This is a genomic window from Kribbella koreensis (genome assembly GCF_039525325.1).
In the GTDB taxonomy this organism is placed as follows: domain Bacteria; phylum Actinomycetota; class Actinomycetes; order Propionibacteriales; family Kribbellaceae; genus Kribbella; species Kribbella koreensis.
Genome location: NZ_BAAAHK010000007.1, coordinates 68,996 through 91,441, shown reverse-complemented (window position 1 = coordinate 91,441; position 22,446 = coordinate 68,996). Strand labels below are relative to the sequence as shown.

Here is a 22,446-nt window from a genome sequence, read left to right as displayed (position 1 = left end):
GGGCTGACATGAGTGTCGAAACCGAGGCGCGCCCAGGCCGCCATACAGCCACACCGCCGAAGAAGCCGGGCACGCTGCTGCGCAGTACCGGCGACTGGGCCCGCCGGGCGCCGCTGCTGCCCGCCCTGGTCTTCATGATCATCGTCACCCAGCTCCCGTTCGTGGTCACGATCATCACCTCGTTCATGAACTGGAACGCGTACTACCCCGACGAACGCAGCTTCGCCGGCATCGACAACTTCCGCCGCGTCCTCACCGACGCGAACACCCGGCACGCCATCTGGGTCACCATCCTGCTGACCGCGGGCGTCGTCCTCATCAGCCTGCTGCTCGGCCTGGGCATCGCCCTGCTGCTCGACCGCAAGTTCCGCGGCCGTGGCGCGGTACGGACGATGATGATCACGCCGTTCCTCGTCGTACCGGTCGCGGCGGCCTTGTTGTGGAAACACGCGCTGTACAACCCGGAGTACGGGCTCTTCAACGGCGTGCTGAAGTGGATCTTCGGCGACAACGCGCCACAGCCCGACTGGATCAGCAACCAGCCCTTGTGGTCGGTGATCTTCGCGCTGGTCTGGCAGTGGACGCCGTTCATGATGCTGATCCTGCTGGCCGGCCTGCAGAGCCGCCCGCTCGACGTGATCGAGGCGGCCGGCATCGACGGCGCCAGCCAGTGGGACATCTTCCGGTACATGACGCTGCCGCACCTGCGTCAGTACCTCGAACTGAGCGCGCTGCTCGGCTCGATCTACGTCGTGCAGAACTTCGACGCCGTCTTCACGATCACGTCCGGCGGCCTCGGGACGGCGAACCTGCCGTACACGATCTACCAGACCTTCTACACCGCCCATGACTACGGCCGGGCCTCGGCCGCGGGCGTCATCGTCGTGATCGGCACCATCCTGATCGCGACCTTCGCGCTCCGCTCGGTGTCCACCCTGTTCAAGGAGGAGGGCCGATGAGCGGCCAAGTGACGATCGTGACGGGCCGCAAGAACCGCGGCGGCGGGCTGGCGCTGAGCGCGCTGGCCTGGATCGTGGGCGTGCTGTTCGTGCTGCCGGTGCTGTGGATGGCGCTGACCTCGTTCCACCACGAGGAGGACGCGGCGAAGAACCCGCCGGACGTCACCGCGCCGCTGACCCTGGACGGCTTCCGGTCGTTCTTCGACTCCGGTCCCTGGCCGTCGATCGCGAACTCGCTGACCGCGAGCATCCTGTCGACGATCCTGGTCATCCTGCTGGCGTTCCCGGCGGCGTACGCGCTGTCGATCAAGCCGGTGAAGAAGTGGACCGACGTGATGTTCTTCTTCCTGTCCACCAAGATGCTGCCGGTGGTCGCGGGGCTGCTGCCGATCTACCTGTTCGCGCAGTTCGCCGGGCTGCTGGACAACATCTGGCTGCTGATCGTGCTCTACACGTCGATGAACCTGCCGATCGCGGTCTGGATGCTGCGCAGCTTCCTGGCCGAAGTACCGGTCGAGATCCTCGAGGCGGCCTCCGTCGACGGCGCCGGCCTGGTCCGCACGCTGCGCTCGGTGGTCGCGCCGGTCGTCATGCCAGGCATCGCGTCCGCGTCGCTGATCTGCTTCATCTTCAGCTGGAACGAGCTGCTTTTCGCCCGGGTCCTCACGGGTACCGTGGCACAGACCGCGCCGGTGTTCCTGACCGGCTTCGTCACCAGCCAGGGCCTGTTCCTCGCGAAGGTCTGCGCGGCCTCCCTGGTGGTGTCGCTGCCGGTGCTGATCGCCGGGTTCGCGGCACAGGACAAGCTCGTCCAGGGCCTGTCCCTCGGGGCGGTCAAGTGACGGAGGCAACGGTGCAACGACTCAACTCGGCAAGCCTGGGGTCGCTCGACGAGCGCGTCGGCGTACCGGCGTACGACCGTACTTCGATCAGCCCCGGCATCGTCCATTTCGGGGTCGGCGGATTCCATCGCGCGCATCAGGCGATGTACCTCGACCAGCTGATGAACGACGGCGAGGCACTCGACTGGGGCATCGTCGGCGTCGGCGTCCTCCCGCACGACAAGCGGATGGCCGAGGTGATGGCGGCGCAGGACAACCTCTACACGCTGGTCGTGAAGTACCCCGACGGGACGCTCGAGCCCCGGGTCATCGGCTCGATCGTCGGGTACCTCTTCGCACCCGACGACCCCGAGGCGGTGCTCGCCCGGCTGACCGACCCCGCCACCAGGATCGTCTCGCTGACGATCACCGAGGGCGGCTATCACGTGAACCAGGTAACCGGGGAGCTGGACGCGTCCGACCCCGGCCTGGCTGCCGACTTGGAGCCGGGCGCGCTGCCGGGGAGCGCGTTCGGCTTCATCATCGAAGCGCTGGCCCGCCGACGGGCGGCCGGTGTTGCGCCGTTCACGGTGATGTCCTGCGACAACATTCCTGGCAACGGGCACGTCGCGCGCAAGATGCTCGCCGCCTTCGCTCGGCTCAAGGACCCGTCGCTTGCCGACTTCCTTGAAAGCGACGTCCGGTTCCCGAACTGCATGGTCGACCGGATCACGCCGGTCACGGCCGACGCGGATCGTGAGGCGCTGGCGTCGCAGTACGGGGTCGAGGACGGCTGGCCGGTGGTGTGCGAGCCGTTCACGCAGTGGGTGCTCGAGGACGACTTCGGTGGCGACAGGCCGGCGTACGAGGAAGTCGGCGTGCAGCTGGTCGAGGACGTCGAACCGTACGAGCTGATGAAGCTGCGGTTGCTCAACGCGAGCCACCAAGCCCTTTGTTACTTGGGGTATCTGGCCGGCTACCGCTACGCGCACGAGGTCTGCCAGGACAAGCTGTTCGTCGACTTCCTGCTCGGCTACATGGATTCGGAGGGTACGCCGACGCTGCCGCCGGTGCCGGGGGTCGACCTCGACCGCTACAAGCACCAGCTGATCGAGCGGTTCGCGAATCCCGAAGTACGCGACACCCTCGCCCGGCTCTGCGCGGAGAGCTCGGACCGCATCCCCAAGTGGCTGGTCCCGGTCGTCCGCGAGCAGCTCGCCGCGGATCGCGGGATCGAGCACTCCGCTCTGGTGATCGCCTCCTGGGCCCGGTACGCCGAGGGCGTCGACGAGCAAGGTGAGCCGATCGAGGTGGTCGACCGGCTGCGCGACAAGCTGGTCGAACGAGCCCAGCACAACCGCGACGAGCCGTTGCTCTTCGTGTCCGACCGGGACCTCTTCGGTGACCTCGTCGACGACGCCCGCTTCGTCAGCGCCTACACGGCCGCGTTGTCCTCGCTCCACGAGCACGGAGCACGAGCGACCCTGGAGGCGCGGGCCTGAGAAGGGGCTCGCGGCAAAGGCCCGCGAACCGTTACGGTGCCGGGGAATCACGGGAGAAGATTGGTGGCGGGGCGACGGTGAACGGTCGGGGACAGTTGCTCGGCGAGGGTGACGAGGACGACGAGCTGCTGGCCGACGTCGCGCGCCGGTACTACCTCGACAACGTCTCCAAGGTGGACATCGCCAAGGAGCTCGACCTGAGCCGGTTCAAGGTCGCCCGGCTGCTCGAGGACGCGCGCAGTCGTGGCATCGTCCAGATCCAGATCAAGAACCCCTCGCCGATCGATCGCGGGCTGTCCGAGCAGCTGGCCGACGCGCTCGGGCTCCAGTTGTGCGTCGTCACGCACACCTCGGGCTCGCCGGAGCAGGTCCGCGACCAGGTCGCCGAGGCTGCGGCGCGGACGGTCGCGCCGCTGGTTCGCGACGGGGATCTGCTGGGCCTGACCTGGAGCCGGGCGGTCGACGCGATGGTCGACCACATCGACGTACTGCCTGCCTGCACGGTGATCCAGATGGCCGGCTCACTCCACTCACCCGCGGGCGGCGGCAGCACGATGGACCTCGCCCGCCGAGCAGCCGCGCTTGCCGGCGGTACTGCGCACGCCGTCCACGCACCGCTCGTCGTCGACGACATCGCCGCGGTCGCCGCACTGCGCCGGCAGCCCGGCATCGCGGACACCCTGGCGCTGGCCGACGGGCTCGACATCTCGGTGGTCGCGATCGGCGCCTGGCGGGCCGGCTGCTCGACGGTCTGGGACGCGGTGTCGGAGGAACTCCGGGCCGAAGGTGTCGCCGGCGGCGCAATCGCCGAGGTCAGCGGGCATCTTCTGGACCAGGACGGCAGACTGGTCCAGTCACCGTTGGAGCAGATGATCATCGCGGTCTCGGTCGACCAGCTACGCCACCCGGCGGAGCGGATCGCCCTCGCCGCGGGAGCTCATCGCGCGCCGGCGGTGGTCGCCGCCGTGCGGGCCGGGCTGGTCAGCACGCTGGTGACGACGACCGACCTCGCCCGTGACGTCCTGCGGCACCTCGCTACCGAAAAGGATCTCTAGATGACTGACCCCAGACTGGTTGCCGGAGTCGACTGCTCGACCCAGGCGACCAAGGTCGTCGTATGCGATGCCACCACCGGCGAGGTACTACGGGAAGGCCGCGCACCCCATCCCGACGCCACCCAGGTCGACCCCGCCGAATGGTGGAAGGCGTGGTCCATCGCCTCCGACGGCCTACTGGACGGGGTGTCTGCTCTGTCTGTCGCTGGTCAGCAGCACGGCATGGTCCTGCTCGACGGCTCCGGCGCCGTCGTCCACCCGGCGGTGCTCTGGAACGACACCAGCTCCGCCGATGCCACAACTGACTTGGTCTCCGAGCTGGGCGGCCCCGAGGCCTGGGCTTCCGCTGTCGGATCCGTGCCCGTACCGAGCTTCACCGTCACCAAGCTGCGCTGGGTCCGTGGCGCTGCTCCCGACGCGGCTGCTCGCGCCGAGGCTGTTGCGCTGCCCCACGACTGGTTGACCCATCAGTTGGCTGCCGACCGCTCCGGCATCGCCGATCTCACGACGGACCGGGGAGACGTCTCAGGTACCGGCTGGTGGTCGCCCTCCACCAATGACTACCGCCCCGACCTCGTCGAACTAGCCTTCGGCCGCTCCCTGCAACTCCCGCGCGTGGCCGGCCCTTCCGAGGTCGTCGGCCAAACCGCCTTCGGCGCGAGTTTGGCGGCCGGCACCGGCGACAACATGGCCGCCGCCCTGGGCCTGGACCTCCAGCCCGGCGACGTCGCGGTGTCTCTGGGTACCAGCGGCACCGCCTTCGCTCGGTATTCATCACCCACCAGCGACCCCAGCGGCTTCGTAGCCGGCTTCGCCGACGCCACCGGCGGCTACCTCCCCCTGGTCTGCACCCTCAACGCCGCCCGAGTCCTCTCGGCCACAGCGACTCTGCTCGGCATGGACCTCGCTGCTCTAGACGAAGCTGCCCTGACGTCCCCCGGCAGCAACGGCCTGGTCATGCTCCCGTACCTGGACGGCGAACGCACCCCAGACCTACCCCACTCCACCGGGCTCATCTACGGCCTGACCCGTACCACCGCCCAGCCCGCCATCATGGCCCGCGCCGCGGTAGAAGGCATGCTCTGCGGCCTAGCCGATGCCGTAGACGCCCTCCGAGCCCAAGGCATCCCCGTCCACCGGGTCCTACTGCTAGGCGGCGCGGCCCGCTCCCGCGCAGTACAGGCCCTAGCTCCCGCCCTACTAGGCGCCCCGGTCGTACTCCCCGAACCAGCCGAGTACGTAGCCCTAGGCGCCGCCCGCCAAGCAGCCTGGGCCATCTCCGGGGACCTGCCGGTGTGGGACGTTGCCATGAGCAAGCCCGAGTCCGCAGTACTGACCGACGAAGCCGCCGCCGACGTCCGCGCCCGCTACGCCGCAGTGCTCTCCGGCACCCGCCCCCTGCTCGCCTCCGACTACCGCTGACCACCTGTAACCGGACAGCGGCGGCAGCCGTCACAGCCCCGTGAACCAGACGGTCGAACCTGCCGACCATCAACCGCGAGTCCGCCTGACGGCGCCAGGGCTGTTCTGTCGGGGGCCTAGGGGGTCTTCGGTGGGTGGGGTGGGGGAGCGGCGGGTGGTGTTGGTCAGGGAGCGTTCGGGGAGCCAGAGGATGAAGGTGGAGCCGGTGCCTAGTTCGGAGTGGAGGGCGACCGTGCCGCCATGGGATTCGACTATCTGGCGGACGATGGCCAGGCCCAGACCGGCTCGGCGTTGGTTGGTTGAGGGGCCGCTGGACGGGTCGACCAGGGGGACGGTGGCGGGGGGTTGGCGTTGGCCGGAGCGGAAGAAGCGGTCGAAGACTCGGTCGGTGTCTTCGTCGGCGATGCCGGGTCCTTCGTCTCGTACGGCGATCCAGGCCCAGCCGTTGCGGCTGCCGACGGCCAGGACGAGTTCGCTGCCACCGCGGGCCAGCCGGACAGCATTGGAGAGCAGGTTGTCGACCGCCCGGCGCAGCGCTTGGGCATCACCAGCAGCGATGGGTCCAGGCGACAATCGGCGTACCAACCGGAGCTCTCGATCAGCAGCGAGCAGCGCATACTCCTCCGCGGCCTCGCCGGCGATCGCGGCCAGGTCCACGTCCGCGTCCACGAAGGCCGGTGACGACCGCCGCGCAGACGCCAGCAGGTCCTCGACGAGCCGAGTCATCCGCTGGATCGCGCGTGAGACGATCGCCGTCGCCTGGGCACGGTCCTCGGCTGGAGTGTCGTCGTGGGCCAGTACTGCGTCCACGTTGGCCTGGATCACCGCCAACGGGTTCCGCAGCTCGTGCGACGCGTCGTCGACCAGTTGCCGTTGCGCGACGAAGGCGGACTCCAGCCGTTCGAGCATGTCGTCGACGGTGTCCGCGAGATTGCGCAACTCGTCCTGCGGCCCGTCCATCGCGATCCGCCGGGACAGATCGGTCGCCGAGATGTCGCGCGCGGTCGCGGTGATCCGTCGTACCGGCTTCAAAGCGCGACCCGAGAGCCACCATCCGGTACCAAGGCTGAACAGCAGCAGGACGCCCATACCGGCCGCCGAGTAGGTCTTGAGTGTTTCGAGGGTCTTGTAGTTCACCGCCGACTGGACGCTGGCGATGTCAGCGGCCTGGATCGGTTCGCCAGGCTTGAACTTCAGGTGCCCTTCCTTGTCGTAGTAGGACTTCTTGACGGTGATCGGATCCAGCGGTTGCGGATCGAGGTACGCCGACAAGGCGAAGTACAGACCTCCGAGGACCAGAGCCGAGAGCCCGATCAGCACCGCGGAGTAGGTCAGCGTCAAGCGGAAGCGGATCGTCTGGGTCCACGCCGGCCTGGTCATGTGTCACCCCGAAGCCGGTACCCGCGCCCGATCACCGTTTCCAGCAAGGCTTCCTCGCCCTCCAGCGTGAGCTTGCGCCGCAGCGTCCCGACCGTCACCCGGACGCTCTGCGTGAACGGATCCGCGTTCTCGTCCCAGACATGCTCGAGCAGTTCCTCGGCCGACACCACGTGCCCCGGCCTCGACATCAGATACCGCAGTACGCCGAACTCCTTCAGTGTCAGCGGGAGCTCCCGCCCAGCACGGCTCGCCAGATGACGCGAACTGTCCAGCACGAGATCGCCGACATGCAACTGCGTCGTCCCATTGGTCACGTCCCGCCGCAGCAACGCGCGGATGCGAGCGAGCAGTTCGACGAGCGCGAACGGCTTGGTCAAGTAGTCATCGGCACCCTCGTCCAGCCCCCGCACCCGATCGGCGAGCGAGGCGCGCGCGGTCAGCATCAGCACCCGCAATTCGCGTCCGGACGCGACCTCGATCTCACCCCGGCGTACCGCGCGGCACAGGTCGAGGCCGCTCGTGTCCGGCAGGGTGATGTCGAGGATCGCCAGGTCGTACGGCGTGGTCGCGAGCTTCTCGACCGCCTCGGCGCCGGTCAGCGCCGCATCCACCGCATAGCCCGCCCGGCCGAGTCCCGAGCGCAGCGCGCTGACCAGGCCTTCCTCGTCCTCCACCACCAGTAGTCGCACGACTCAAAGGTAGCGGCGCGGGCGGGGAGAGCCGGTAGGCGCTTTCGGCGGACTTTCGGTCTGCTTTCCGGTCGTTTTCGGGGCGGCCTGATGAATTGGTGCCCACCATCCGAACGTGAAGGAGTCAGCATGAATCTCCCCGGCAAGCGCCTCCTGCTCGGTACTGCGATCGCTGCGGCCGCGTTGGGCGCAGGCGGCGTCGCGTACGCCGCCGGCAACGACCCAGCCCCCGACCAGGGCTACGTAACCGTCGAAGAAGGCCCCGGTACGCCGAGTAGCACGCACGACTGTCCTGACAAGAACGGCTCTGGTACCGCTCAACCCGAGCAGAGCCAGGCGAACCCGCAGAGCAACGCATGACCGCAGTGCTGGAGCGGGCGCTCTTCGAGGTGAAGCGGGTCGTCGTCGGGCAGGACCAGCTGGTGGAGCGGATGCTCGTCGGATTGCTTGCCCGCGGCCACTGTCTCCTGGAAGGCGTACCGGGCGTCGCCAAGACCCTGGCCGTCCGCACCCTGGCGGAGGTGATCGGCGGCCGCTTCGCCCGACTGCAGTTCACCCCTGACCTCGTACCCGGCGACATCGTCGGCACCCGGATCTGGCGGCCGTCCGCGGAAGGCTTCGACACCGAGCTAGGCCCCATCTTCGCCAACCTCGTACTAGCCGACGAGATCAACCGCGCGCCCGCCAAGGTGCAGTCGGCGCTGCTGGAAGCGATGGCCGAGAACCAGGTCAGCATCGGCGGCGTCAGCTACCCGTTGCCTGCGCCTTTCCTTGTACTAGCGACGCAGAACCCGATCGAGTCCGAGGGCGTCTATGCGTTGCCCGAGGCGCAGCGGGACCGGTTCCTGCTCAAGATCACCGTCGACTACCCGACGCCGCTGGAGGAGCTCACGATCCTGCAGCGGATGAGTTCGCATCGGCCGCATGCCAACGCGGTGCTGACGCCGGCGATCGTGAGCGAGTTGCAGGAGGCGACGGAAGACGTCTTCGTGCACAATGCCGTCGCGGAGTACGTCGTCCGGCTGGTGCACGCGACGCGGGTGCCGGCGCAGTACGGGATCAATGATCTTGGCGGCGTACTGGAGTTCGGCGTGAGTCCGCGGGCGACGCTGGGGCTGGTTGCGGCGGGTCGGGCGCTGGCGTTGTTGCGGGGGCGGGATTACGTACTGCCTGCTGATGTGTACGACGTGGCGCATGACGTGATGGCGCATCGGCTGGTGCTGACGTTCGACGCGCTTGCCGATGGGGTCGATCCGCGGGCGGTGGTGTCGCGGGTGCTGCAGGCGATCGAGCAGCCTCACGTCGTACCGGCTGATCAGCAGGGCTCCGCGGCATGACAGGTCCTGACCTGCTCGCCGGGCGGGAGCGGGCGCTCCGCTCGCTCGAGCTATCGGTGAAGCGGAAGCTGGAAGGCTTCCTGCACGGCGAGATCACCGGCCTGCGGAGCAGCCCGGGCTCCGAGCCGAACGAGGCACGCCCGTACCAGGCCGGCCAGGACGACGTCCGCCGGATGGACTGGAACGTCACCGCCCGCTCCCTCGAACCGCACGTCCGAGCCCCCCTCGCCGAACGCGAACTGGAGACCTGGGCCCTCGTCGACGCCTCGGCTTCCATGGACTTCGGTACTGCGCTGTCGGAGAAGCGCGACCTGGCCGTAGCCATCGTAGGCGCCGTCGGCCTCCTGGCAGGCCGCCCCGGCAACCGCCTCGGCGTAAGAGTTGCCCTCGGCAATGAAGTCCGAAGAATCCCCGACGTAGGAGGCGGCCCCGCGCTCCGCCGTACCCTCCGCACCCTGCTCTCGTTGCCGCGAGCAACTCCAGGAGAACATCCCCAAACGGACTTGGCGCACGCGATCACTCGCCTCAACCGCGAACACCCCCGCCCGGGCCTGAGAGTCGTCATCTCCGACTTCCACACCGCACCCTGGCAAGCCGCTCACCCCGCCGGCGCCGGCTGGGCTGACGCTCTGCGGCGTCTCGGCGCCCGGCACGAGGTGATCGCCGTCGAAGTTCTCGACCCCCGCGAGCTGGAGTTGCCGGAAGTCGGCCTACTCACCCTCGTCGACCCGGAGACGGGGCGGCGGCGGGAGGTGCAGACCAGCAAGCGCAGGTTGCGGGAGCGGTATGCCGCGGCGATGCGTGAGCACCGGGAGCAGACCGCCCAGGCCATCCGCGCGGCAGGCGCAGCCCATCTCGTCCTGCGCACGGACACCGACTGGGTGCGTGATGTCGCTGTGTTCGCGACCGCGCGGAGGCGGGCCGATACCCGGCGAACACCGAGAGGGAGGACCGGAATCCGATGAAGTTCGAGCAACCGCTGTGGCTCTGGCTGCTGCTGATCGTCGCTGCGCTCGTCGTCGCCTACGTCGTAGCGCAACGCCGCCGCAGCAAGTACGCCGTACGCTTCGCGACCCTCCCCATGCTCGAGAAGGTCGCCCCGAAGAGCCCGGGCTGGCGCCGCCACGCACCCGCCCTCGCCTTCCTCGCCGCCCTGACCGTGCTCACGATCGCGATCGCCCGCCCGGTCACCGACGTCCGGGTACCGCGCGAACGCGCCACCGTCGTCGTAGCGATGGACATCTCCAACTCGATGGCCGCCACCGACGTCGAGCCCAACCGCTTCGAGGTGGCCAAGAGCGCCGCGACCGACTTCGTCGACAACCTCCCCAAGCAGTTCAACGTCGGCCTGGTCTCCTTCGCCCGTACTGCGAACGTCGTCACCCGACCAAGCACCAACCACCAGGCAACCGTCGACGCGCTCAACCGCCTCACTCTCACCGACAGCACCGCGATCGGCGAGGCCGTCCTGACCAGCCTCGACGCCGTGAAGAACCTCGACGCCGACGCGGCCACCGACCCGCCTCCGACCCGGATCGTGCTGCTGTCCGACGGTGGGAACACCTCCGGCCGCCCGATCGACGAGGCAGCGCAGGCTGCGGCGCAGGCCGGCGTACCGGTCTCCACGATCGCCTACGGCACTGCAGAGGGCACCGTGAACCTCGACGGCCGCAACGTAGCGGTCCCTGCCGACGCCGACTCACTGCGCGAGCTGGCCGACGCCACCAAAGGTTCCTTCTACTCCGCGGAGAGCGACGAGGAACTGCGCTCCGTCTACTCCGATCTCCAGTCGTCGATCGGCTGGACCACCGAGGAACGCGAGATCACCAACCTGGTGGCGGGTATCGCCCTGGCGGTCGCACTGCTGGCCGGCCTGGCGTCGCTGCTCTGGTTCTCGCGGCTGCCCTAAGGAGCCCTCGCATGAGCCCTCATCTAGGTCACCCCTTCCGCGGGCCGCACTACCAGCCCGGCCCACCGCCCGTAGCGCCTCCCGCTGCACCCCCACCGGGCGTCCCCTTCCCCGTCACCCCGGCCGCCGCCGTCCAGTCGGCACCCCCCTCTCCGGCCGCGGCACCTCCGGCCGGGGTGACGGTTCAACCCCCTGTACGCCGTACCGGCCGCGTACTAGCCACTGGAATAGCCCTGTCCGTTCTGGCGGGCGGTCTAGCGGGTGCTGTGACAGGGGGTTGGGGTGACTCGCCATCGGCGGTAGCGCCGGTCGAGTTGCCGCAGGCGGGAGCACCGTCGCCCGGTGCTCAGCAGGGGTCGATCACTACCGCTGCAGCGAGCGTGTTGCCGGGCGTCGTGTCGGTACGGGCCGGCCGGGCGACCGGTTCCGGGTTCGCGATCGACCAGCAAGGGCACGTGGTCACGAACGCCCATGTGGTGGAGGGAGCGAGCGATGTGTCACTGGTCCTGTCCACCGGCCGATCGGTGGACGCGAGCATCATCGGCGTCGACGCGGACAACGACCTCGCCGTACTCCAGGTCAGCGGCAACGTCGAGGGACTGCGGTCGCTCACGCTCGGCCGGTCCTCGCAGCTCCAGGTGGGCGACCCGGTACTGGCGGTCGGCTCACCGCTCGGGCTGGAAGGAACGGTGACGGCCGGCATCGTCAGCGCCGTCAACCGGCAGGCCCGGTTCGGTGACAACGGCAACCGGCAGTCGGCGATCCAGACCGACGCCGCGATCAACCCCGGCAACTCGGGCGGCCCGCTGGTCAACTCGGCCGGTCAGGTGGTCGGCGTCAACACCGCCATCGCGACGCTGGGCACGTCGTCCCGCTCCGGCAACATCGGCATCGGCTTCGCGATCCCGGTCGACCGGATGACGACGATCGTGAAGGGTCTCATCGACTGAGTTTCCGTCGAACGCGAAAGCGGCGTCCGTAGTACCGGGTCCCGCCGGCACTACGGACGCCGCCTGATCGTTCAGCGCGTCACTTCGCGAAGGTGATGCTGACCACCGGGCTGATCGTGCTCGAGGAGACCACCCGGAACTTGTTCACACCGGCGCGGCCGCTGGCGACCTTGACGGCGTAGGTGGCCTTCGAGGTCACCTTGGTGGTGGCCGGGAAGTTGACCCACTTGGTGCCCTCGAGGCGCTGGACCTGGACGACGGAGTTCGCCTTGATGCCGGTGGTCTTGCCGCTCAGCGTCACCTTCGCCCACAGCGGCACGTAGGTGCCGTTCGTGGCGATGGTGATCTTCTTCGCGACGACCGGCTGGGCGGCGACGGTGTTCTGGCCGGTGGTGGACGCGTTCGCCTGCAGCGCGCCGGCGACCCCCACGGCGCCGGCGGCGAGACCGAGGCCTCCGACGACGGCGACGACCCGGCGGACCAGCTGAGAACGGTTGCGCATGATGGTGATCTCCCCTTGATTTCAAGCTTTTCTGAGCCCTTGTGAGCTCGACACAGACTGAGACGCGGGCCCCGGCGAAATAGTTGGATCACAGCTCTGTTACAGCTTTTTGTTGCCCTCGGCTACAACTGTCCGGAGATCGGGGCCGGCCCCGGATCCTCGCCGTCGGCGTGCCGGCGGACCCAGTCGTCGAGATCCTCCGCCGCCTCTTCCGGTGCCTCCGGCAACCGCCAGCTCATCGGCGCGGCGGGCCCGCCATGGGGACGGCTGGTGAAGGCGTGCACGGTGGCGGCGTACCGCTCGGCGGCCCGCAGTACCTCCTGCGCCCGGGCGAGCGGATCGCCCTCGACGGTCACGGCGGCGCGGGCCGACTCCGCCAGTTGGCAGGCCTCCCAGGCGATCGCGAGCCGGGCCAGCGAGTCGTCGGTGATCATGAGGTGATCACGAAGTACCCGACGGTCATCGCCGCGGCGGACGCCACCACGATGCCGCGGAGTGTGCGGGTGGACAGCTGGCGGGCGACGGTGGCTCCGCCGAAGCCGCCGATGATCGCGCCGGTGAACATCAGTACTAGCTTGAGCCACTCGGTGAGGATGTCCGAGGCGACCAGGAAGACGGCGCCCGCGGTCAGGTAGATGGCGGCCATCTGGGACATCCGCAGCGGATTGAGCCGGCCCGGATCGATGCTCGCGGCAACGCTCCAGAACGCGACCATCATCAGCCCGGACGCGCCGCCGAAGTAGCCGCCGTACAGGGAGAGCAGCAGCTGGCCGGCCACGATCGTCGGCCGCCCGGCGACCCGGGTGCGCAGCGACTTGGCGATCTTGCGGCCGAAGGCCAGCACGAACGTGGCGAACGCGAGCAGCCAGGGGACGAGCGCGTCGAAGGACTCGGACGGCAGGGTGAGCAGCAGTCCGGCGCCGAGCGCGCCGCCGATCACGCTGGTCCAGGTCAGTACCGGGATCGAGGTACTGGGAATCGGCTCGAGGTCGCGACGGTAGACCCAGAGGCTGGCCAGCCCGCCAGGCAGTAGGGCGACGGTCGTTGCCGCGTTGGCGGTGACCGCGCCGACCCCGACCGCGACGAGCGCTGGGAACGCGACGAAGCTCCCGCCGCCGCCGACCGAGTTGAGCGCGCCTGCTGCGATCCCGGCGAGCAGGACGATCAGCAGCGTGGTCACGTACCGAGCATCGGGGAGCCGGGGTAAGGAGCACAATGCGTTTTTGCCTCAGTCAGCCTCTGTGTGAAGCATAGTCTGCCCTTATGCGCTATGACCTGGACGACCTGCGGTTGTTTGTCCACGTGGTGGACCAAGGCTCGATCACGGCCGGAGCAGTACAGATGCACCTGAGTCTGCCTTCGGCCAGCGCGCGGGTCAGGGCTCTGGAGACCCACGCCGGGGTCCCGCTGCTGGTCCGCGAACGGCGTGGGGTGCGGCCGACTCCCGCCGGTACTACGCTCGCTCGCCACGCGCGCGAAGTACTGGCTCAAACGGCCCGCCTGGACAGTGCCGTCGCCAGCTACACCGCTGCCCGCTCCCGCCCACTAGTCCTGGTCTCCGGCGGCTCAGCCATGCACCGGGTAGTCCCGGCCGCCCTAGCGTCCTTCCTGCGCGAGTACCCAGAGCACGACGTCACCGTCTCCGAGCAGCGCACCCCGCGCTCCCTCCGCCTCCTAGCCGAAGGCAAAGCCGACCTCGGCATCGTCCTCGACGACGACGAAACCACCGGCACCCCTCTGCGTACCGAACCCCTGGTCGACGACTCCCTGGTAGTCATCGGCCCCGCAGGCGGCCTCCTCAGCGGCCGCGCCACGATGTCGTACGCCGAGGTCGCCGAGCACCCCATGATCGGCCTGGACCTAGGCTCCACCCTCCGCACCTGGATGGACCGCCGCCTGGGCCCGCACGCCCCGGCCCCGCGCTACCGGACCCTGGTTCCAACCCTCCACACCCTCATCACCCTCGCCACCGCAGGCGTAGGCCTGGCCATCGCCCCCCTCCGCTCAGTAGCCGGCAACCCCGCCCTAGACATCTGCCCCCTAACAGACCCCTGGGCCACCCGCTCCCACCTCATTTGCTACGCCCCCACCCCGCCCACCCCAGCCATAACCGCCCTAGCCACCCACATCCGCCAATCCGCCACCACCTGACCGGCCTAGCCGCCACCCGACCGCCTAGCCGTCACCACCCGAGCTCCGCCGCTCCCTGCGACGTTGCTTCCACACTGCCCGCCACTCCTTCTCCGGCACCAACCGCGCCGCCCCGATCACCCGCCCAACCGCTTCCACCTGATCCCCGTCCAACCGCACAGCGATCGACCGCCCCTCATCAGACAAAGACACGAGCTCACCCACCTCACCCCAAACCCCAGCGTCATAAGCCCAAGGCGCAAACGTCACAAACGCCGCCCACGTCTCCTCGTTGCCGCCCGCCGCCGCATCGGCCCGCACTAAGCCGGTCTGCGCGTAACCACCCTTCTCCACCCGCCCAGTCCGCCCGGCGACTCCCCGCAGCACCTCAGCCGCCGCCGCAACCTCCACAGGCCACTCGCCATCAGCAACCGGTAGGTCGGTCTCGTACTTGGCGACTCCTGCTCGTACCACCCTTAAAACCAGCCGGCACACCTCGACCAGCTCGGCGTGGTCCCACCCATCGCTGTCCACTACGTAGCTCTGCTGGACCTTCACGCCACTAGTATCCGTCCATCTCTTGTAGAGCAGCGGGGGGAACGCATGGCCTTCAGAGCCATCGGGAACGGTGTGTTTCTGGCCGTGTGTGTGGTGGTCCTGGCTGAGATGTGCCTGCTTGCCGTCTACGACGAGTTCTCCTCCATCCCGGACCAAGTCGCCGTGATCATCTCCATCGCGGTCGGCGTGCTGATCCTCTGGCGCTTCGCCCGCGTCGGCGTCGCCGCCACCCCCACCGGCCTCAAACTCCTCAACCTCGGCCGCGACGAACTCATCCCGTGGACCGCCATCGCCGACATCAGACTCGACGAGGGCGAGGCCTCCCTGGGCGCCATCGCAATCCCGTATGTCGAACTCGCCGACCCTCCTTCGCCCGAAGAGCCCGGCGTCCTCCTGTCCTGCCTGTCCGGCTACACCTTCCGCGGCCGCAACCGCCGAGTCACCCGCCAAACCGCCAAACTCCGCCAGCATTGGCTCGACCACCAAGCCCACTGACACGACCCGGTGCTGACCTTCAGCGCGCGCGTGGACCCCGAAACACCTGCTTGGCAAGCGGATCCGGCATTACTGCAACTTGTTGCAATTCGGGTAACGGGATGGAACGGCGGGCGATGTAGCGAGCGCTGACCCGCATGGCGATCGTCCGTCGTCGTGCTGTCCCAGGTCGGCGTGAGGCAGCAGGAGTCGCCGTGAAGTTTCTAGTGGATCGTTCTGAGCGTTCTCGCGGGCAGAAAACCCCTCGGGTCGTGGCCGCGCTGGTGTCGTTGGCGCTCCTCGCGACCGCCCTGGAAGGCCATCAACCCGCCGAGGCCGCGCCCACGGCGGATCCGCCGCCGCCCGCGGCCAAGGTCGCTTCGCGCCCGGATGTGATCTCTGCCTCGGTCACGGCGCGGGCGCAGGGCAGTCGCGTCGAGGTCGAGTCGATGCGGACCGAGACATCCACGACGTGGTCGAACCCTGACGGGACCATGACGACGGATGCGCACGCCGTGCCGATCCGATTCAAGACGGCGAAGGGTGCGTGGCAGTCGATCAACCTGACGCTGCAGAAGGCTGCTGACGGCACGGTCGCCCCGCGTGGCCACGAGCACGGTCTGCGGTTGGGCAAGCGCAACGCGGCGACCGGCCAGGTCTTCGCATCGGCGTCGTCCGGTACCGGCCGACAGGTGGAATGGCTGTCGCCATGGAAGCTCCCGGAGCCGACTCTGGACGGCACGAAGGCGACCTACGCCGACGTCCAACCGGGCGTCGACCTCGTGCTGGACGCCCGGCGCAGCGGCTTCGAGAACGACTTCATCGTCAGGCAGCGTCCGGCAACCGCGCCGGTATGGCGAATTCCCTTGCGGACGAAGGGTTTGACGCCGCGCACAGCTGCGGACGGCTCGATCGAGTTCGTCGACGCCAAGAACGTGGTCCGGTCGAAGATCCCGCTCGGCTACATGTGGGACGGCGTGACCGATGCCAACGGCGAGCCAGCGAACAAGGCTGTTGTGAAGGTGACGATCGAGCAGGTGTCGCGGGGGAAGGCGACGCTGGTGATCGCGCCGGACGCGAAGTGGTTCCTCGACACGTCGCGGGTGTTCCCGGTGACGGTCGACCCGACCTATGTGACCGGCACGCTGAAGTCGACCTTCGACACCTGGTTGCAAGAAAACGAGCCGAACGATCAGTCCAACGCGGTCGACCTCAGGGTCGGCAAGAACGGCTCGGCGAAAGTGGCGCGCTCCTACATGAACTTCGCGACCTCGACGTTCGCCGGTAAGGACATCTTGTCCGCGTCGATATCGCTGTGGCAGTACGGCGCCAACACTTGTACACCGACGGTCGTGCAACTGCGCTCGGCAACACCGACCACGCCTGATTCCCGCTGGCCAACGCGGCCGGTGGACGGCGCGGTCTACGGCTCGGTGTCAGCTGCGAAGGGCGCCACCGGCTGCCCGGGCGGCCGGATCTCGATCCCGATGACCGGCCTGGCCCAGGCCTGGTCCACCGCGTCCTACCCGACCGGCGGCCTGGCACTGACCGCAGCCAACGAGGCCGACGGCACGTCGTACAAGCGCTTCTACTCCTTCGCCGGCATCGCCGACCCGTACGTGACGATGACCTGGAACCGCCGCCCTGGCCAGCCGTCGCTGCCGGCGTACTCGTCCGCGGTCGCCTACGCCGCCCCCGGCGGCACCAGCGCCCTGTACTCCCCGTACCTGAACCCCTGGGCGATCACCAAGGCCTCCGACGCCGACGGCAACACCGTCAAGTACGTGATCGAGTTCCACGACTCCACCACCGTCTCGGCATCCAGCCTGAAGGCAACCTGTACGTCGGCCACCTACGCCTCCGGCACGACCGGCGGCTGCAAGCCGTCCGTCAACCTGCCCGAGAACACCCTCATCTACGTCCGCGCCAAGTCCAACGACGGCCGTCTCGACTCCGCCTGGTCGGCCTGGAGCCAACTGCGCATCGGCGCCACCCAGCCCCAGGCCCCGATCATCTCCTGCCCCCAGCCCTACGCCATCAACTCCTGGCAAGACGACGCCCCCACCGCCGACGTGGTCTGCACCATCACCGCCACCGGCACCGGCTACTCCTCACCCGGCTACATCCGCCTCACCGTCGACGGCAAGCCGGTCCCGACGAACTTCACCGGCGGCGCCGCCGGCCAGATCAAGATCACGCCGTCCAGCGACCCCGCCACCGCCAAGACCACCGTCACCCTCCCCAAGGACGTCCAAGGGCTGCACCGGATCACGGCCACGGCCGAGTCCCCGGCAGGCCGGTTGTCCGGCGCTGCGGCGTACAGCTTCGGCTGGGGCGGCTCCGCGCTTGCCTCGCCGACCGCCGACCCGCGCATCACCACCACCGGCGCCATCAAGATCGATGCCTCCGGCCCGCCCCGCGGCGCGGCCGACATGCCCACCGCCAAAGTCCGCTGGCGCCTCTCCGGCTACGCCAAAGACGGCCAACACGACACCGTCGGCTGGAACGTCGACGACACCCCGCTGACCGTCACCGACAACGGCACCGCCGGAGTCGCGGTCACCGGAGTATGGGATTCCAACAACGCGAAGATCGACGCCAACGTCGACTCCGATCCCTCGACCCCGGCGATCGAGCCAACCACGTTGAACGATCGTGTCCCGGTCAAGCTCGACGTCCAGGTCTGCCTCACCTACGCCTCCTCCAGCCAGTGCACCTGGTCACAGACGCCCAACACGACGATCCAGCGCGTACCGCATGCCTTCGGCAACGGTTTCCCCACCGCCGAGGCCGGCCCCGGCCAGGTCGCGCTCTGGACCGGTGAGTTCAACACCGACACGACCGACATCTCCGTCCCCGGCTACACCGGCGACCTGTCGATCTCCCGCTCGCACTCCACGTACGCCGGTACGCCGGACCCGATCAACGGCGTCTTCGGCCCCGGCTGGGTCGCCCACTTCGAGGGCTCGGATGCGGGGGCCGCAGGAATGCAGGTTGTCGACTCCACCCGGGCTGATGGAACCATCGCGATTCTGGATGGGGATGGGACCGGCTGGACCTTCGAGTCGCCTAATGGTCAGCGTCGTACAACAGCAACGTTCGCAACCGGTAGCTGGGTTCCGGCCGGCGAGGACTCTGAGAAGGACGGCTCGACGCTGACCGTGAGCGGTACTGGCGCATCGACGATCCTCTCCCTGGTCGAGAGTGACGGCACTGTGACCGTCTGGACGCCTGCCGCGGCACCGACCGCGACGACGGATTCGCTCTTCCGGCCCATCCAGGTCACCGAGGCCGGAGTGGCCTCGAAGACGACCTACTCGTATGACGGCTCCGGCCGTGTCTCGCGGATCCTTGCGCCGCCTCCGCCGGGCGTCACATGTCCTCCGACGGGATCCTTGAATCCGGGCTGTCGTGCCCTGCGGTTCGTTTACACCACCGTCGGAGACGACGTGCGGTTGAGCCAGGCGTGGCTGGATATCTACAACCCGGACAAGCCTGGCGGTGCGGGAATGGACTCCATCCAAGTCGCAGGCTACAGCTATGACGGCAGCGGCCGCCTCGCAAAGGTCACTGACCCGCGCTCGAACCTGTCCACCGAGTATGCGTACAACGCCGCCAACCACCTGACGTCGATGCGACCCTCCGGTCAGGTGCCGTACCAACTGACATATGTCGCCGTCGACCAGCGGGAGAAGCTCGACAGCGTCACACGTGAGCGTCCTGCAGGCGATCCGACGGGTGGCACGGCGACCCTGGCGAGGTTTGTGTACGACATTCCGCTATCAGGTGCGGGCCTTCCCGACCTTTCCGCGGGATCTGTGGCGCGCTGGAACCAGAAGGCGACGCCGACGAACGGGTTCGCGGTGTTCGGCCCCGAACATCCGGTCGCTGGAGCCCCTTCGGCTGCGGACTGGCAATACGGAAAGCTGCAATTCACTGATGCCTCCGGTAATACGACCAACACCGCCAAGTACGGCGCGGGTGATTGGCAGTACACCGCGACCGATTACAACGGGCAGGGCAATGTCGTCCGAGAACTTGACGAACGTGCATTGCGGCTCATTATCGACGGATCCCTTCCGGCGGGCGCAACGGTCGACCAACTGGCATCTTTGACGGTCTACAACGCGGACATCAAGAACGCGGCCGGCGATGCAGTGGTGACTCCGGCGGGGACATTCGTTACTGATATCTACGGTCCGTCCCGGTTCGCGGCACTCAAAGACGGCACGGTGCGATGGATCCGGGCCCACACCCGGACGAAGTACGACGAGGGCGCGCCGAACGCGGGCATCAACCCGGATACGAATATGCCGTATCGGCTGCCCACCGGCGAGACATCGTTCGCTCATGACCCCGGCACAGGCACCGACCTCGAGATCACGAGCCAGAGGCTCACGGACTACGGGCCACCGGTCGCCGGAGACCCGACTGGCTGGACGGCGGGTCGAGCCGGCAGGTCGGCCACCGATGTCAATCTCAACGGAACGATCGAGACCGCTACGGACATCGTCAAGGTCACCCGCTATGACGCCGAAGGCCGGATCATCGAGACGCGCCAACCTGAATCCAGCGGATCCGACGCAGGCACGACAAAGACGGTCTACTACACGGCAGCAGCCAACGCTTCGTTCCCCGAGTGTGGCGCGAAGCCCCAGTGGGCAGGACTGGGGTGCAAGACCTACCCGGCAGCACAGCCGACTGCCGGCGCAGGCACGCCCACGCCGAGCCTGCCGACGAAGACGCTCGGCGGCTATACGTATCTGCTATCACCCACGACGATCGTCGAGAGTTCCGGCGCCGTGACTCGTACCAACATCATCAGCTACCTGCCAGCAGGTGCAGTCAACACGGCCAAGTCCACGGTCACCGGCCTGCCTGCCTCCAGCCCGACAACCGAGAAGCAGACCTCGTATGACCCGAACACCGGCCTGCCCACTGTCATCACGGCCAAGGCGGTCGATGGCTCAACCGTGAGCACTGTCACCACGGGCTACGACGCATGGGGCCGGCAGATCACCTATCAGCCTTCCGGAGAACAGGTCACCACAACCTCCTACAACGCCGCAGGTTCCATCGCCACAATCAGCGATGCCAACGGGTCGGCGACCTACACATACGATGGCACTGACGCGGTCGGTAAGACCGAGCATCGTGGCCTGCCAACCAAGGTTGAGATCACCACAGCTGGATCTACCTGGGCTTCCGGTGGCGCCTACGACACCGCCGGCTCGCTCGTCACTCAAAAACTGCCGGGTGGCGTCACTCAGGTGAACGATGTTGACAACGCTGGCGAGCCGATCGGGTTGCGCTACACCGGTCAGGTGACCACCGTCAACGACGATGGCTCGACAGCGGTCGATCCCGATGGCAGCTGGCTGTCATGGTCCATCGAAAACGACAATGCAGGCCGCGTTGTTCATGAGTGGACCCCCGACGGGGCAGCCTTCAACGAGTTGGGGGCCGATGCCTTCTCCGCTGATCGTACCTACAGCTACGACAACGGTCGTCTTGCCCAGGTTCGAGACCGTTCGGCCACTGCCACAGGCATCGACATAAGTGACCCGGCCGCAGCCCCTTGTGTGACACGCTCCTACGGGTTCGACCGGAACGACAACCGTCTCATCAAATCCACTGCGATCTCCGGCCAGGACGGTGCCTGCACCACCGTTGGAGCCAGTACCGTCTCCCGCAGTTACGACTCCGCCGATCGTCCCACGACGGGAGCGAACGGTTCTGGCGCCTACGCGTACGACCTGCTGGGCCGCACCACCACGATCCCAGCATCTGATGCACCGCTTGCGGGCGGCGACATCGCGCTCACCTACTACGACAACGATCGCGCGAAGTCGATAACACAGAGCGGTACCACCACTGAATTCACGCTCGACGCGTTGGATCGCCGAGCCGTCGAGACCGTCACCGGAGTTGGTGCAGGGCAGACGATCCGGCACTACACGGACTCGTCGGACAACCCAACTTGGACGTCCAAGGGCGCTAGCACGCAAAGGTACTCCGCACTGCTCGGCTCGAAGTTGGGCCTGGCGATCAACCAGAACGCGGTCGGAACCCTGATGCTCACCGATCCACACGGTGATGTGGTCAGCACTTCGACCCTCACCACGGCCACGGCGGTGGCGACGGCAATCGATGGTTGGACCAGCTATGACGAGTACGGCAACCGCGCTGGCACGGCTACCGATACTGGGATCATTCGCTACGGCTGGGTAGGTGCGCAGAACCGTGCCGAGTCCGGTGCGGGTCTCACGCTCATGGGGGCGCGCCTCTACAACCCGGCGACCGGTCTGTTCACATCGATGGACCCGGTAATCGGCGGCAGTGCGAACAACTACGTCTACCCGTCGGATCCAATCAACGATTCCGATCTGGATGGATGTACGAAATGCAAGGGATCCAGACTGAAGGTCGCCTATACCATATATGAGGTGTGGAGGGGGAAGTGGTTCCGCTTGTGGCCACTGACTTTTGTCGGCTGGTGGTATACGTACAAGATCTTCAAAGATGTACAGTTCCAATACCGTCTGATGTATGCGGTGGAAACGAAATGTATGTACGGGACGCTGTTCATGCGGTGGGTCACGCGGTACCAAAGCCGGCGTCGATACTCATTCCAGACCCCGGTCTTCGACTGGTGGGGTTGGACCTGGACCTTCGGCTGGGGATGGGAGTATGGCTGGGGTTCCCGACGCTTCATCAGCGACTGGTACCGCTATTGATCCTGGCATCGCACTGAAAGC

Annotated in this window: 19 protein-coding genes; 13 read left to right on the top strand and 6 right to left on the bottom strand. The window is 67.7% G+C overall.

Annotated elements, in window-relative coordinates; all coding sequences use genetic code 11:
* Positions 1-8 precede the first annotated feature (8 nt).
* From ABD116_RS14300 to ABD116_RS14280, 5 genes are all read left to right on the top strand, one after another.
* Positions 9-959, top strand: coding sequence for a carbohydrate ABC transporter permease (locus tag ABD116_RS14300; protein WP_343968969.1), 951 nt, complete (start codon positions 9-11; stop codon positions 957-959).
* A complete protein-coding gene (locus tag ABD116_RS14295; protein ID WP_343968967.1) occupies positions 956-1,801 on the top strand; it encodes a carbohydrate ABC transporter permease in 846 nt (281 codons plus the stop codon). The genes ABD116_RS14300 and ABD116_RS14295 overlap by 4 nt, the downstream gene beginning before the upstream one ends.
* A gap of 11 nt (positions 1,802-1,812) precedes the next feature.
* Positions 1,813-3,282, top strand: coding sequence for a mannitol dehydrogenase family protein (locus ABD116_RS14290; RefSeq protein WP_343968965.1), 1,470 nt, complete (start codon positions 1,813-1,815; stop codon positions 3,280-3,282).
* 77 nt (positions 3,283-3,359) lie between these two features.
* Positions 3,360-4,337, top strand: coding sequence for a sugar-binding transcriptional regulator (locus ABD116_RS14285; protein ID WP_343968963.1), 978 nt, complete (start codon positions 3,360-3,362; stop codon positions 4,335-4,337).
* A complete protein-coding gene (locus ABD116_RS14280) occupies positions 4,338-5,759 on the top strand; it encodes an FGGY family carbohydrate kinase (RefSeq protein WP_343968961.1) in 1,422 nt (473 codons plus the stop codon). It begins immediately after the preceding gene.
* Positions 5,760-5,828: 69 nt separating this feature from the next.
* On the opposite strand, the gene ABD116_RS14275 is transcribed toward ABD116_RS14280, so the two are convergent.
* Together ABD116_RS14275 and ABD116_RS14270 are read right to left on the bottom strand one after the other, a co-directional pair.
* A complete protein-coding gene (locus tag ABD116_RS14275) occupies positions 5,829-7,139 on the bottom strand; it encodes a sensor histidine kinase (RefSeq protein ID WP_343968959.1) in 1,311 nt (436 codons plus the stop codon).
* Positions 7,136-7,828 (bottom strand): response regulator transcription factor, encoded by a 693-nt coding sequence (locus tag ABD116_RS14270; RefSeq protein ID WP_343968957.1) that lies wholly within the window; start codon positions 7,826-7,828, stop codon positions 7,136-7,138. Before ABD116_RS14270 ends, ABD116_RS14275 begins: the two co-directional genes overlap by 4 nt.
* 129 nt (positions 7,829-7,957) lie before the next feature.
* On the opposite strand from ABD116_RS14270, the gene ABD116_RS14265 reads away from it, so the two are divergent.
* From ABD116_RS14265 to ABD116_RS14245, 5 genes are all read left to right on the top strand, one after another.
* Positions 7,958-8,188, top strand: a complete 231-nt coding sequence (locus tag ABD116_RS14265; protein ID WP_343968955.1) for a hypothetical protein — start codon at positions 7,958-7,960, stop codon at positions 8,186-8,188.
* The gene (locus ABD116_RS14260; protein ID WP_343968953.1) at positions 8,185-9,165 is read left to right on the top strand and encodes an AAA family ATPase; all 981 of its coding nucleotides are present in this window, start codon (positions 8,185-8,187) and stop codon (positions 9,163-9,165) included. The genes ABD116_RS14265 and ABD116_RS14260 overlap by 4 nt, the downstream gene beginning before the upstream one ends.
* Positions 9,162-10,130 (top strand): DUF58 domain-containing protein, encoded by a 969-nt coding sequence (locus tag ABD116_RS14255; RefSeq protein WP_343968951.1) that lies wholly within the window; start codon positions 9,162-9,164, stop codon positions 10,128-10,130. The genes ABD116_RS14260 and ABD116_RS14255 overlap by 4 nt, the downstream gene beginning before the upstream one ends.
* On the top strand, positions 10,127-11,074 hold the full coding sequence (locus tag ABD116_RS14250; RefSeq protein ID WP_343968949.1) for a VWA domain-containing protein: 948 nt from the start codon (positions 10,127-10,129) through the stop codon (positions 11,072-11,074). The genes ABD116_RS14255 and ABD116_RS14250 overlap by 4 nt, the downstream gene beginning before the upstream one ends.
* Before the next feature lie 266 nt (positions 11,075-11,340).
* Positions 11,341-12,024, top strand: a complete 684-nt coding sequence (locus tag ABD116_RS14245) for a S1C family serine protease (RefSeq protein ID WP_343968947.1) — start codon at positions 11,341-11,343, stop codon at positions 12,022-12,024.
* 79 nt (positions 12,025-12,103) lie between these two features.
* Here ABD116_RS14245 and ABD116_RS14240 read toward each other — a convergent pair whose 3' ends face one another.
* The 3 genes from ABD116_RS14240 to ABD116_RS14230 form a co-directional block, all read right to left on the bottom strand.
* Positions 12,104-12,526 carry a hypothetical protein gene (locus tag ABD116_RS14240; protein WP_343968945.1) on the bottom strand — a complete coding sequence of 141 codons (423 nt, stop codon included), beginning with the start codon at positions 12,524-12,526 and terminating at the stop codon, positions 12,104-12,106.
* 122 nt (positions 12,527-12,648) lie between these two features.
* The gene (locus ABD116_RS14235) at positions 12,649-12,960 is read right to left on the bottom strand and encodes a hypothetical protein (RefSeq protein ID WP_343968943.1); all 312 of its coding nucleotides are present in this window, start codon (positions 12,958-12,960) and stop codon (positions 12,649-12,651) included.
* Positions 12,957-13,706: a sulfite exporter TauE/SafE family protein gene (locus ABD116_RS14230; RefSeq protein WP_343968941.1), complete on the bottom strand. Its 750-nt coding sequence runs from the start codon at positions 13,704-13,706 to the stop codon at positions 12,957-12,959. The genes ABD116_RS14235 and ABD116_RS14230 overlap by 4 nt, the downstream gene beginning before the upstream one ends.
* An 83-nt stretch (positions 13,707-13,789) precedes the next feature.
* Between ABD116_RS14230 and ABD116_RS14225 the strand changes: the two genes are divergently transcribed.
* Positions 13,790-14,677 (top strand): LysR family transcriptional regulator, encoded by an 888-nt coding sequence (locus ABD116_RS14225; protein WP_343968940.1) that lies wholly within the window; start codon positions 13,790-13,792, stop codon positions 14,675-14,677.
* A gap of 24 nt (positions 14,678-14,701) precedes the next feature.
* Here ABD116_RS14225 and ABD116_RS14220 read toward each other — a convergent pair whose 3' ends face one another.
* The gene (locus ABD116_RS14220; RefSeq protein ID WP_343968939.1) at positions 14,702-15,214 is read right to left on the bottom strand and encodes a hypothetical protein; all 513 of its coding nucleotides are present in this window, start codon (positions 15,212-15,214) and stop codon (positions 14,702-14,704) included.
* 45 nt (positions 15,215-15,259) lie between these two features.
* Here ABD116_RS14220 and ABD116_RS14215 point away from each other — a divergent pair, with 45 nt between their 5' ends.
* Together ABD116_RS14215 and ABD116_RS14210 are read left to right on the top strand one after the other, a co-directional pair.
* A complete protein-coding gene (locus tag ABD116_RS14215) occupies positions 15,260-15,709 on the top strand; it encodes a PH domain-containing protein (protein WP_343968937.1) in 450 nt (149 codons plus the stop codon).
* Positions 15,710-15,903: 194 nt separating this feature from the next.
* Positions 15,904-22,425, top strand: coding sequence for a DNRLRE domain-containing protein (locus ABD116_RS14210; RefSeq protein WP_343968935.1), 6,522 nt, complete (start codon positions 15,904-15,906; stop codon positions 22,423-22,425).
* The last annotated feature ends 21 nt before the right edge of the window (positions 22,426-22,446 follow it).